Below are 12,483 nucleotides of genomic sequence, written 5' to 3' on the forward strand. Positions count from 1 at the left end.
GAGGATATCCTTCCTTTTTCTATATAATAGTAAGTAGAATCAATAGTTTGCTAATTTAGTGGGGTTTACGTATGGAAAAATCTGTTTTGAAGTTTATAAACCAACATCAATTAATAAAGAAAGGAGCAACTGTGTTAGTTGGAGTATCTGGTGGAGCAGATTCCATGGCCTTGCTCCATTTTCTACATAGTAATCGAAATAGATGGGAAATTAATGTGATTGCTATCTCTGTTGACCATCAATTAAGGGGGGAAGAGTCACTTTTAGATTTAGAATTTGTCCGTGATACATGTAACAAATGGGAAATCCAATTTGTTTCTGGATCTTTAGATGTTAAAACATATAAAGAAAAAGAACGTTTAGGTACAGAGTTAGCAGCCCGAAGGTTAAGATATGAATTCTTTTCCAGTCAAATGGAAACCTTTCAAGCAGATTATTTAGCATTGGGTCACCATGGAGATGATCAAATTGAAACGATGCTAATGAGCCTTACAAGGTCCGCCTCATCAACAGCCTTCTCCGGTATCCCTGTGAAGCGAGAGTTTTCAACTGGATGGATTATACGTCCGTTCTTATGTTTAACCAAATTAGATATTGAAAACTATTGTAAGGAAATGAATATTAAACCTCGAATTGATGAAACGAATTTCGATACTGCCTATACCCGAAATTATTTTAGAAAATATATTCTTCCATTAATAAAAGAGAAAAATAATAATATACATACTACCATACAACATTTAAGTGAAACCCTTTACGAAGATGAAAAGTACCTTCAGGAGAAGGCATTGGAAATGGTAAAAAATGTAGTGGAATTTAATGCTAAAAGGAATACAGCAACCTTTCAAATTCAAACATTTAAAACGAAGCCCCAAGCTTTACAAAGGCGTGCGCTTCATCTAATATTAAACTATCTATATAATGATTTACCATCTAATTTGTCATATATTCATGAGGAAGAATTCTTTTCATTATTATATTCGGAAAAGGCGAATAACCGTATTAACTTTCCGTTACAATTAAGAGTAGAAAAATCATATGAAAAAATAATTTTTCGATTTTCCCGTCCAATGAATGAAGAAGATAATTCCTTCCATGAGCTGTTAACTATTCCCGGGGAAGTTACATTACCTGATGGATCGGTAATATCTGCACAAATTAATAGGAATAAAGAACAAAATAAAGTTACACATGGGTTTTATTCAAGTCAAGTTGCGTTACCATTACATATTCGCACGAGAAGGCCTGGGGACCGCATGACTTGGACAGGTTTAAATGGCAGTAAGAAAATAAAGGATATTTTTATCGATGAGAAGATTCCCATTGATAAACGGAATAGTTGGCCCATTTTAGTTGATAATAAAGGTGAAATTTTATGGCTTATCGGCTTAAAGAAAGGAAACCCAAAAACAACTCAAATGGAAGGGCAATGGATTCAAATACAATACACAGCAGCTAACTACTAGGAGGATATGGATGCAAAACGATTATATTCATGAAGATATTGAAAAGGTCTTAATATCGGAGGAGGAAATAAAGTTAAAATGCAAAGAATTAGGTCAACAACTTACAGAGGAATATAAAGAGAAGTTCCCGTTGGCAGTAGGAGTTTTAAAAGGTGCCTTACCTTTTATGTCTGATATTTTGAGGAATATGGACTGTCATGTTGAAATGGATTTTATGGATGTTTCAAGTTATGGAAATGAAACAAAATCTTCCGGAGAAGTGAAAATTGTTAAAGACCTAAATACAAAAGTAGAAGGCCGAGACTTAGTCATTATTGAAGATATTATTGATAGTGGTTTAACATTAAGCTATCTTGTAGATTTATTTAAATATCGTAAGGCGAATTCTATTAAAATTGTTACATTATTGGATAAGCCAGAAGGAAGAACTGCAAACATAAAAGCAGATTTAGTTGGATTTAATGTTCCGAATGAGTTTGTAGTTGGTTATGGCTTGGATTATGCGGAAAGATACCGTAATTTACCGTACATAGGTGTTCTTAAACCAAAAATATATGGTGGAGAATAAGATTATTTGTCTTACTGACTAATTGGAGATAGAAGAAAGATCTCACTGAATAAATCTCACTATATTATTTATTGAATGTTTTAGGTAAATTAGTTGTAAATAAAGTTTTCCATATGATACGATGAACTATAGTTTTCCCCATACGGGAGGAGGTACGAAATGAATCAGATCTTTCGGAATGTGTTCTTTTGGATACTTATTTTCTTTGTAGTAATCGGAGTCTTTGGCGTATTCAAAGGACAAGGTGAAGATAGAGAACAATTTGATGTAAGGGAATTTATGGATGAATTAAATGCCGGAAATGTTGATGAAATGACTTTGCAACCGGCAAATGGAATTTACCGTATTACTGGTGAATTAAAAGATAAAACAACATTTGTTACACAAGTACCTGACAATACAAATGTTATTTCTCAAGTTACGGAAACAGCAACAGATCAAGGAGTTCTTCAGGTTGCGGAGGAAGAACAACCTAGCCCTTGGTTAACTTTCTTAACTGGAATCCTTCCTTTCTTGTTGATTGGACTATTTATATTATTTATTTTTAGTCAAGCTCAAGGCGGTGGCGGCGGTGGTCGCGTAATGAACTTCGGTAAGAGTAAGGCTAAAATGTATACAGAAGAGAAGAAAAAGGTTCGTTTTAAAGATGTTGCAGGTGCAGATGAGGAAAAACAAGAACTTATTGAAGTGGTTGATTTCTTAAAAGACCCACGTAAATTCTCAGCTGTTGGTGCACGTATACCTAAAGGGGTTCTACTTGTTGGCCCTCCTGGAACAGGTAAAACATTACTTGCTCGTGCTGTTGCAGGTGAAGCGGGTGTTCCGTTTTTCTCCATCAGTGGTTCAGACTTTGTTGAAATGTTCGTTGGGGTAGGTGCTTCCCGAGTACGTGATTTATTTGAGAACGCGAAGAAAAATGCTCCTTGTATTATATTTATAGATGAAATTGATGCAGTTGGTAGACAACGTGGTGCTGGCCTTGGTGGTGGCCATGACGAACGTGAACAAACTCTTAACCAATTGCTAGTGGAAATGGACGGTTTTGATGCAAACGAAGGAATTATTATTATCGCTGCAACAAACCGTGCGGATATATTAGACCCAGCGTTATTACGTCCTGGACGTTTTGACCGTCAGATTACAGTAGACCGTCCAGATGTAAACGGCCGTGAAGCTGTACTTAAAGTACATGCTAGAAATAAACCGTTGGATAAATCAGTGGATTTAAGAACAATTGCGATGAGAACCCCAGGCTTCTCTGGCGCAGATTTAGAAAATTTACTGAACGAAGCGGCATTAGTTGCTGCACGGGATGATAGAAAGACAATTAATAAAGATGATATTGATGAAGCGACAGACCGTGTTATTGCAGGTCCAGCTAAGAAGAGCAGGGTCATTTCTAAGAAGGAAAGAAATATCGTTGCTTACCATGAGAGTGGACATACAGTTATCGGTATGGTTCTTGATGAAGCCGATATGGTGCATAAGGTAACGATTGTACCCCGTGGGCAAGCTGGCGGATATGCAGTTATGCTTCCTAAAGAAGACCGTTATTTCATGACAAAACCAGAATTATTCGATAAGATAACAGGGCTACTCGGTGGACGAGTGGCAGAAGAAATTATTTTTGGCGAGGTAAGTACCGGTGCTCATAATGACTTCCAACGTGCTACAAATATTGCGCATAAGATGATTACTGAGTATGGTATGAGTGATAAAATTGGTCCGCTACAATTCTCTAGCGGTGGTGGCGGTAATGTATTCTTAGGTCGTGATATTCAGAACGAACAAACCTATAGTGATACAATCGCTTATGAAATTGATAAAGAAATGCAAAACTTTATTAATCATTGTTACGACCGAGCTAAAAAGATTCTTACTGAGCATAAAGAACAATTAGAATTAATCGCACAAACTCTACTTGAAGTAGAAACATTAGAAGCGAAGCAAATTAAATCTTTATTTGAAGAAGGAAAAATGCCAGACCCTGACGTCATCGATCATAAGGAAGATGTGAAAGTAAACATTAACTCTAAAGACGATGAGAATGCGGTGGGTTCTTCATATGAAGAGGCGAAAGATAAAGTTGAGGAAGCTAAGGATAAAGAAGGAAGCAAGTCAGAAACCAAAGCTTCGGATGAAGACAAAGATAATAAATAAGATAAAAACAGTCACTTTTAGTAAAAGTGGCTGTTTTTGTTCTATTTTGCAGGTAGAAGGTCTTTTATGGACTCCAATAACTCTATTACATAAAGATTTGCCTAAGTTCTCTTAAACCGCTTAGACCACGCTTTTTGTTTTGAGAGCAAATTATGGTATATTTTACACGTATGTATCGGTATTTTTAAGGAGTAATAGTGTAAGAATAGCTCAAGAAAGGTTTGGTAGAAATGCTTTTTGTTATAGATGTGGGAAATACAAATACAGTATTAGGTGTTTTTGAGGACGACACGTTAGAATACGAGTGGCGTATAAAAACTGATCGATATAAAACAGAAGATGAATTTGGAATGTTAATCCAATCGCTTTTTGAATTTAAGAATCTTAAGTTTACAGATATAGATAGCATTATAATCTCCTCTGTAGTCCCACCAATCATGTTCTCTTTAGAAAAAATGAGCCGTGATTATTTTAATCTAGAACCACATGTTATAGGTAAAGAAAGCTTCAGTAAGTATTTGAAAATGAATTACCCTAATCCAAAGGAAATTGGAGCGGACCGTGTTGTAAATGCGGTTGCTGCTATAGAAGAGTATGGCGGGCCACTTATTGTAATCGACTTTGGAACTGCCACTACCTATTGCTATATTAATGAAAAAGAAGAGTATTGTGGGGGTATTATAGCCCCAGGTATGAATATATCGATGGAGGCCTTGTATACTAAAGCATCTAAACTTCCAAGGATTGAGATCGAATCTCCAGATAGTGTACTTGGAAAAACAACAATCGATGGCATGAAATCTGGTATTTATTATGGAACCATAGGAATGATAGATGGAATCGTAAACCGAATGAAAGATGAACTAAACACATCACCAAAGGTTATTGCAACTGGCGGTCTATCTCAGTTAATAGCGGAGGACTCTACTACAATTGATGAGGTGAATCCGCATTTAACGTTAAAAGGTTTATACATTATTTATAAAGAAATCGCCAAAGAAAACGATCATTAAAGGAGTCGAATATAAATGAAAGATTATTTGATAAAAGCAACAGCGTTCAACGGAATGATTCGTGCTTATGCAACTTCAACAACGGAGATGGTAGAAGAAGCTAGAAGAAGACAAGACACATGGGCAACGGCTTCAGCTGCATTGGGAAGAACTCTTACCATTACGGCAATGATGGGAGCCATGTTAAAAGGAGAAGACTCGATTACGGTTAAGGTGGAAGGAGATGGGCCAATCGGTGCAATTATAACAGATGGAAATGCGAAAGGAGAGGTTCGTGGATACGTAATAAACCCACATGTAGATTTCGACTTAAATGAAAAAGGAAAATTAGACGTAAGACGAGCTGTAGGTACACAAGGTAGAGTAAGTGTTATTAAAGATTTGGGACTTAGAGATTACTTTACAGGAGAGGTTCCTATTATTTCTGGGGAAATAAGTGAAGATTTCACCTACTATTTTGCTTCATCGGAACAAGTCCCAAGTGCTGTTGGAGCAGGAGTGCTTGTTAATCCTGATCATACCATTTTAGCTGCTGGTGGATTTATCGTTCAAGTTATGCCAGGTGCGGACGAAGAACTGGTTAATAAGTTAGAGAAAAGGGTGAATAGTATCCCTGCTATTAGTACATTAATTAGAGAAGGAAATACACCAGAACAAATCTTAGAACGTTTATTGGGTGAAGGTGAAGTTAAGTTTCATGAAAAAATGCCAGTTGAGTTCCGTTGTAAGTGTTCTAAGGAGAGAATCGCTAATGCAATCGTTGGACTGGGAAATGAGGAAATTCAGAGTATGATAGACGAAGATCAAGGGGCTGAAGCTAGTTGTCACTTTTGTAATGAAAAATACCATTTTACAGTTGAAGAATTGGAAGAGCTGAAACGGTAATGAAAGGGGCCCATAAAAAATGTCCAAAAGATTACTGATCAGTATTATCGTTGTTCTTCTAATTACCAATATTGCAACATTAGTCATGTTGAATCAAGGTCATCAGGTAGCGATTGACAGTAATCATGAGAGGCTTTCCGCACGGGATGTCGTGGCAGAAATAAATGGGGAAGAAATTACTTATATAGAATGGATTAATTCATTAATCAATAGGAACGGAAAGAGTCAACTAAAAACATTAATTAATCAAGAAGTCGTACATCAATTAGCTGATCAATATCATATTGAAGTTGACGAAAAGATAATTAAAAGAGATATTTCTCTTTTGACATCAATGCAAGGAATAATGACAAAGGAAGAGGCCAAAAGGTTAGAAAGAGATTTACGAAACGATATCATTTATCGTTATCAATTGGAGAGACTATTAGCGATGGATCATTCCGTAACGGAAGAAGAAGTACAGACCTATTATCAAAAGTATAAAAGTCAATACAATTTTTCTGAAGCAATGCAAATCTCACATATTCTCGTTGATAATGCTAGGATAGCTAATAAGGTAAAAAAAGAACTAGATGAAGGAGCAACTTTTTCATTGCTGGCTAAAGAATACTCAAAAGATAAAGAAACAAGAAGTAATGGCGGTTATATTGGCTTTATTCATACTAAAAGTCAGTTTTTCCCTAATGGTTATGAGAGTGTAGCGCGAACCATGAATGAACATTCTTATAGCGAGCCATTTCAAACGGAAAATGGGGTGGCCATTATTTATTTACACCGTAAACTACCATCTATTGAGTTTTCATATGAAGAATTAAAGCCTTATATAGAAAGTGAATTAGCCTTAGAGCAATTAGATCAAACTCTTTCTGCTGAAGCATTATGGGAAAAGTTAAATGTGAAGTGGATATATGATTGATCATAAGTCATTTGAGATTTTCCAGCTTTTTAGTTGACAGAATGGAATAAAAGTTATAAATTAATCATATAAGAATACTAGGATTAGGATGAGGAGGAATTTTTGTGAGAGTGGCGGATTCGATAACAGGATTAATTGGAGAAACTCCAATTGTTAAATTAAATAATATGACAGATGAGAATAGTGCAGATATTTACTTGAAGTTAGAATTTTTTAATCCAGGTAGTTCAGTGAAAGATCGTATTGGCTTGGCTATGATTGAAGCAGCTGAAAAAGAAGGAGTATTAAAACCTGGTGACACCATCATTGAACCAACCAGCGGAAATACTGGTATTGGTTTAGCGATGGTTGCGGCAGCAAAGGGATATAAAGCAATCTTAGTGATGCCAGATACAATGAGTATGGAACGACGTAATTTATTACGTGCTTATGGGGCGGAGCTTATTCTAACTCCTGGTGCAGATGGAATGAAAGGTGCAATTGCCAAGGCTGAAGAGTTACAGAAGGAAAAAGGCTACTTTGTTCCACAACAATTTAATAATAAAGCTAACGTTGATGTACATGAACGTACTACTGGTAAGGAAATCGTGGAGCAAATGTCTGATGGGCTAGATGCATTTATTGCAGGTATTGGTACTGGTGGAACTATCACAGGTGCTGGTAAAGTCCTAAGAGAAAAATTTAAGAACATAAAAATATATGCTGTTGAACCTTCAGCATCACCGGTTTTATCTGGTGGTAACCCAGGCCCACATAAAATCCAAGGTTTAGGAGCAGGATTTGTACCTGAAATTTTAAACACGGATATATATGATGAAATTATCCAGATTGAGAATGAGGAAGCATTTGAAACTTCACGCCAAGTGGCAAAAACAAACGGAATTTTAGGTGGTATTTCAGCGGGTGCTGCAGTTGCTGCAGCTAAAAAAGTAGCAAAAGAATTAGGTAAAGGTAAAAAGGTATTAGCAATCATTCCAGATAACGGGGAACGTTACTTGTCGACCCCACTTTACCAATTTGATGAAGAAAATTAAGAGCAAAGGCGCAAGCACCCACAAGGGTATAAGTGCGACTAACCATCAGTGGGAGATGGAGGAAAGCCTCTACTGATGGAAGTCTTCTTTATACTTTCTATGAAGAAGGACAAAGGATTAGTTTAGACTACAATCCTTTGTCCTTCTTCGTTTCCAAGGAGAAAGCTGGAAGGAGCTTTATATAGTATGATAGGATTAAATAAAAACATATCGGAAGAGGGACAGTGAAATGGAATTAAAGACAGCAACCAAAACACTGCATTTGTCTAAGCGAACACACATTATGGGAATATTGAATGTTACTCCGGATTCTTTTTCTGATGGAGGAAATTATACAACCATTGAGAAAGCAATAGGACAGGCCAAAAGAATGGAACAAGAAGGTGCGGATATTATAGATATAGGTGGAGAGTCAACACGACCCGGTCATATCCCTATATCGTCCAAGGAAGAAGTTGAAAGGGTTGTACCTGTCATTAAGGCAATTAAGGAGCATGTTAATTTACCCATCTCTATAGATACATTTAAAGCAGAAACAGCCCGACATGCTGTTGAAGCGGGTGCAGATATGATTAATGATATATGGGGAGCAAAGAAAGATCCAGAAATTGCAAATGTTGCAAGAGAATATAATGTGCCAATTATTCTAATGCATAATCGTGACAATGAAAATTATCAAACCCTTATTGATGATATGAAAAAAGATTTAGAGGGAAGTATTGAAATAGCTTTAAAAGCTGGTGTACGAAGGGAGAATATTATTCTCGATCCAGGAGTAGGATTCGCGAAATCCGGAACAGATAATTTAGTGGTAATGAATAACTTGGAACAGTTTGTACAAATGGGTTATCCACTTTTATTAGCTACTTCCCGTAAAAGATTTATCGGTAGTACTTTAAATATTACGGAGCCAACCAAGCGTGACATAGGGACAGGCGCAACGACATGCCTAGGAATCGTTAAAGGGGCTCATATGGTTCGTGTTCATAATGTGAGACTGAATGTGGAGCTTGCAAGAATGATGGACACAATGCTTCGTGAAGGGAGAAGATAACTTTGGATAAGATTTTATTAAACCAGTTACAGTTTTATGGTTTCCACGGATTAATGCCAGAAGAAAAAAGATTAGGCCAACGATTTATTGTAGATATTGTGTTATACACTGATTTACGTAAAGCTGGTCGAACAGATGATATGTTAGATTCTATTCATTATGGCGAGGTATATGAAATGGTAAAAAGAATTGTGGAAGGGGAATCCAAAAACTTACTTGAGGCTGTGGCGGAGGATATAGCCAATGCGCTACTTTCATCTTTCAATCGTTTAAATGCTTGTACGGTAAAAGTAATTAAGCCAGATCCACCAATTCCGGGACATTATGAATCTGTTGAAGTAGAGATATATAGGGAGAAAGTAAAATGAATCAAGCATATATATCGTTAGGAACGAACATAGAACCACGAATAGATTATTTAGAGGATGCCTTAAAATTACTTGAGGAAAATGAAAATATAACCATCAAAGCCCAATCATCCGTTTATGAAACAGTGCCAGTTGGGTATACAGACCAAAATGACTTTTTAAATATCGTGATTGGTATAGTAACATCCCTTTCATCCATGGAACTTCTTAAATATTGTCAAAGTATTGAAGATAAGTTAGGTAGGAAGAGAGAGATACGTTTCGGTCCAAGAACAATTGACCTTGACATTTTAACGTATAATAACGAAAATAGTACAGTAGAAGAATTGCTTATTCCGCATCCTAGAATGCATGAGCGTGCATTTGTACTTATTCCATTACATGAAATTGCCCCTGATTTTATGATTCCGACTTGGAATAAGTATCCAGGAGATCTACTTAGTAAACTTCAAGAGGCAGACATAAAGGGAGTAAGGAAATGGATTCGAAGCGAATTGGAAGAAGAATAAAAGCCTTTCGTAAATTAAAAGGGTATACCCAAATTGATTTTGCAAAGGAATTAAATGTTTCTATTTCTCAAATTGGAAATGTGGAAAGAGGGACAAAACCTGTAACAGACGAATTAATGAATCAAATTGCGGATGTTCTTGATATACCAAAAGAGGAAATTACAATGGAGTAATTTATAAAGAAAATAACCTCGTTGAATCACGTGATCAATTATTACATCCTTATATAACTATGTAGAAAAGTTGAAGCTGAAAGTAAAGTTTCATACCTTCTTTTCTACCAAGAAATCTGCCAGCGGCTTTACTGGCAGCTTTTTAAATAAATATGATGAAGTACATACCATACAATTGAAGTATTTAAAATAAATCAAAAGGTTATAATGCGTTAGAAGATAAGGTTTTAATTCGATATACGTGAATAAACTGTTTTTTTCTTATATACTTACACCTATAATAGGACTGGAGGGTTTATTGTGTCAGAAGAGTTAAATGAACAGATGCTTGTAAGACGTGGGAAGCTAAATGACTATTTAGAAAAAGGTATAGATCCATTTGGAAGTAAATTTGAAAGAACCCATTTAGCGAAGGATATAATAGAGAAATTTGAATCCTCTTCTAAAGAAGAATTAGAAGAAGTTAAAGAAGAAGCTACGGTTGCTGGAAGAGTCATGACAAAGCGAGGAAAAGGAAAAGCTGGCTTTGCACATATTCAAGATTTAAGTGGACAAATCCAGATTTACGTTCGTAAAGATGAGGTAGGCGAAGAGGCGTACCAAGTATTTAAATCCATTGACCTTGGAGACATCGTAGGGGTTAAAGGTGAAATTTTCCGTACGAATATGGGTGAATTATCTATTAAAGTGGAGGAATTTCACCTATTAACAAAATCTTTACGACCGTTACCGGAAAAATATCATGGATTAAAGGACGTAGAGCAACGCTATCGTCAGCGATATTTAGATTTAATTACGAATATGGAAAGTAAAGAAACTTTCATCCTACGTAGTAAAATTATTCAATCCATGCGTGAATATTTAAATGGTCATGGTTATTTAGAAGTAGAAACACCAATGATGCATAGTATCCCTGGTGGAGCTGCAGCACGCCCGTTTGTTACTCACCATAATGCACTCGACATCCCGCTATACATGCGTATCGCTATCGAATTGCATTTGAAACGTCTTATTGTCGGTGGATTAGAGAAGGTTTATGAGATTGGACGGGTATTCCGTAATGAGGGTGTATCGACTCGTCATAACCCTGAATTTACAATGATAGAACTATACGAAGCATATGCTGATTATCACGATATTATGGACTTAACAGAAAACCTAGTTGCACATATTGCAAAAGATGTACTTGGGGAGACGAAGATTTCCTATGGCGAATATGAAGTTGATCTAGAGCCGAAATGGAAGAGAATTCATATGGTTGATGCAGTTAAAGAAGAAACAGGTGCTGATTTTTGGAATAAAATGAGCGATGAGGAAGCTCGCGAACTTGCAAAGGAATATGGTGTTGAAGTAAAAGAAACAATGACATTTGGACATGTTGTTAATGAGTTCTTTGAACAAAAGGTAGAAGAAACATTAATTCAACCAACCTTTATTTATGGTCACCCTGTAGAAATTTCACCATTAGCTAAGAAAAATAAAGAAGATGAACGATTTACAGATCGCTTTGAGCTATTTATTGTTGGTCGTGAACATGCGAATGCATTTAGTGAATTAAATGATCCAATTGACCAACGTGAACGTTTTGAAGCACAAGTGAAAGAAAGAGAAGAAGGAAACGATGAAGCACATCTTATGGATGAGGATTTCCTAGAGGCGTTGGAATATGGTATGCCTCCAACAGGTGGGCTTGGAATAGGTATTGATCGTCTAGTCATGTTATTGACCAATTCACCATCTATTAGGGACGTTCTTTTATTCCCTCAGATGCGTAATAAATAATATAAAAGCTTTGAACTAATACTATGTTTTAGTTCAAAGCTTTTTTTCATGCTGCAAAAAAATGGCGGTATTATGAGTGCTTAAAAATACTAATTGGTAAAAATGTTAGGAACGTGTAAAGATGAGAATGTACGATCTTAACTTTTTAAGGAAGTTTCATTAGGGCAAACAGGTAATATAAAGTACCAACGAAAATTACCTTCAAAGAATTGCACTCGAAAATCCAACTGGGAGAATTATTAAGCACAGGCTAATTTAAAAGGGAAGTAAAGATAAAACAATTAGTCAGAAGCAACTCTATATTAACTTTGTTAACTTTTTGTAAAAAAGTACTTGATTTTAATATGGATAAGTGGTAAATTATTAAACGTTGCTTCTCTAATAAGAGAGACAACAAAAAAGAGTTTTAAAAAAGTGTTGACTTTCAAAACTCGCCATGTTATATTAATAAAGTCGCTGTTACAAAGCGGTGATAAACATTTGCTCTTTGAAAACTGAACAAAACAACCAGTATGTTAAGATAAAAGAAACTCGTTTTCTTTTAAAATAGAAGGT

The 12,483-nt window shown here is 36.0% G+C and carries 12 protein-coding genes; all 12 read left to right on the top strand.

What is annotated here, in order from left to right:
• The first annotated feature begins 71 nt into the window (after nt 1-71).
• Nucleotides 72-1,466, top strand: coding sequence for a tRNA lysidine(34) synthetase TilS (tilS, locus tag KM885_RS14185; protein WP_047186917.1), 1,395 nt, complete (start codon nt 72-74; stop codon nt 1,464-1,466).
• A gap of 10 nt (nt 1,467-1,476) precedes the next feature.
• Nucleotides 1,477-2,034 carry a hypoxanthine phosphoribosyltransferase gene (gene hpt, locus KM885_RS14190; protein WP_244987030.1) on the top strand — a complete coding sequence of 186 codons (558 nt, stop codon included), beginning with the start codon at nt 1,477-1,479 and terminating at the stop codon, nt 2,032-2,034.
• A 159-nt stretch (nt 2,035-2,193) separates the two neighbouring features.
• Nucleotides 2,194-4,194 (top strand): ATP-dependent zinc metalloprotease FtsH, encoded by a 2,001-nt coding sequence (gene ftsH / locus KM885_RS14195; RefSeq protein WP_216884169.1) that lies wholly within the window; start codon nt 2,194-2,196, stop codon nt 4,192-4,194.
• 230 nt (nt 4,195-4,424) lie between these two features.
• On the top strand, nt 4,425-5,207 hold the full coding sequence (locus tag KM885_RS14200; protein WP_047186931.1) for a type III pantothenate kinase: 783 nt from the start codon (nt 4,425-4,427) through the stop codon (nt 5,205-5,207).
• 15 nt (nt 5,208-5,222) lie between these two features.
• Nucleotides 5,223-6,092 (top strand): Hsp33 family molecular chaperone HslO, encoded by an 870-nt coding sequence (gene hslO, locus KM885_RS14205; RefSeq protein WP_047186919.1) that lies wholly within the window; start codon nt 5,223-5,225, stop codon nt 6,090-6,092.
• A 19-nt stretch (nt 6,093-6,111) separates the two neighbouring features.
• Entirely contained in the window at nt 6,112-7,008 is an 897-nt protein-coding gene (locus tag KM885_RS14210) for a peptidylprolyl isomerase (RefSeq protein ID WP_145523701.1), read from the top strand.
• 104 nt (nt 7,009-7,112) lie between these two features.
• Nucleotides 7,113-8,042: a cysteine synthase A gene (gene cysK, locus KM885_RS14215; protein WP_047186921.1), complete on the top strand. Its 930-nt coding sequence runs from the start codon at nt 7,113-7,115 to the stop codon at nt 8,040-8,042.
• Between the two features lie 229 nt (nt 8,043-8,271).
• The gene (gene folP / locus KM885_RS14220; protein ID WP_047186922.1) at nt 8,272-9,096 is read left to right on the top strand and encodes a dihydropteroate synthase; all 825 of its coding nucleotides are present in this window, start codon (nt 8,272-8,274) and stop codon (nt 9,094-9,096) included.
• A 2-nt stretch (nt 9,097-9,098) separates the two neighbouring features.
• Nucleotides 9,099-9,464 (top strand): dihydroneopterin aldolase, encoded by a 366-nt coding sequence (gene folB / locus KM885_RS14225; RefSeq protein WP_216884170.1) that lies wholly within the window; start codon nt 9,099-9,101, stop codon nt 9,462-9,464.
• Nucleotides 9,461-9,973 (top strand): 2-amino-4-hydroxy-6-hydroxymethyldihydropteridine diphosphokinase, encoded by a 513-nt coding sequence (gene folK, locus KM885_RS14230; RefSeq protein WP_047186924.1) that lies wholly within the window; start codon nt 9,461-9,463, stop codon nt 9,971-9,973. Before folB ends, folK begins: the two co-directional genes overlap by 4 nt.
• On the top strand, nt 9,943-10,146 hold the full coding sequence (locus KM885_RS14235; RefSeq protein WP_047186925.1) for a helix-turn-helix domain-containing protein: 204 nt from the start codon (nt 9,943-9,945) through the stop codon (nt 10,144-10,146). Before folK ends, KM885_RS14235 begins: the two co-directional genes overlap by 31 nt.
• Nucleotides 10,147-10,446: 300 nt before the next feature.
• Nucleotides 10,447-11,928, top strand: coding sequence for a lysine--tRNA ligase (gene lysS / locus KM885_RS14240; protein ID WP_060668375.1), 1,482 nt, complete (start codon nt 10,447-10,449; stop codon nt 11,926-11,928).
• The last annotated feature ends 555 nt before the right edge of the window (nt 11,929-12,483 follow it).

The organism is Oceanobacillus caeni (assembly GCF_019037185.1).
Classification (GTDB): domain Bacteria; phylum Bacillota; class Bacilli; order Bacillales; family Amphibacillaceae; genus Oceanobacillus; species Oceanobacillus caeni.

Coding starts and splice junctions, on each gene's coding strand:
- tilS (WP_047186917.1), top strand. CDS start 72: ATGGAAAAATCTGTTTTGAAGTTTATAAACCAACATCAATTAATAAAG.
- hpt (WP_244987030.1), top strand. CDS start 1,477: ATGCAAAACGATTATATTCATGAAGATATTGAAAAGGTCTTAATATCG.
- ftsH (WP_216884169.1), top strand. CDS start 2,194: ATGAATCAGATCTTTCGGAATGTGTTCTTTTGGATACTTATTTTCTTT.
- KM885_RS14200 (WP_047186931.1), top strand. CDS start 4,425: ATGCTTTTTGTTATAGATGTGGGAAATACAAATACAGTATTAGGTGTT.
- hslO (WP_047186919.1), top strand. CDS start 5,223: ATGAAAGATTATTTGATAAAAGCAACAGCGTTCAACGGAATGATTCGT.
- KM885_RS14210 (WP_145523701.1), top strand. CDS start 6,112: ATGTCCAAAAGATTACTGATCAGTATTATCGTTGTTCTTCTAATTACC.
- folP (WP_047186922.1), top strand. CDS start 8,272: ATGGAATTAAAGACAGCAACCAAAACACTGCATTTGTCTAAGCGAACA.
- folK (WP_047186924.1), top strand. CDS start 9,461: ATGAATCAAGCATATATATCGTTAGGAACGAACATAGAACCACGAATA.
- KM885_RS14235 (WP_047186925.1), top strand. CDS start 9,943: ATGGATTCGAAGCGAATTGGAAGAAGAATAAAAGCCTTTCGTAAATTA.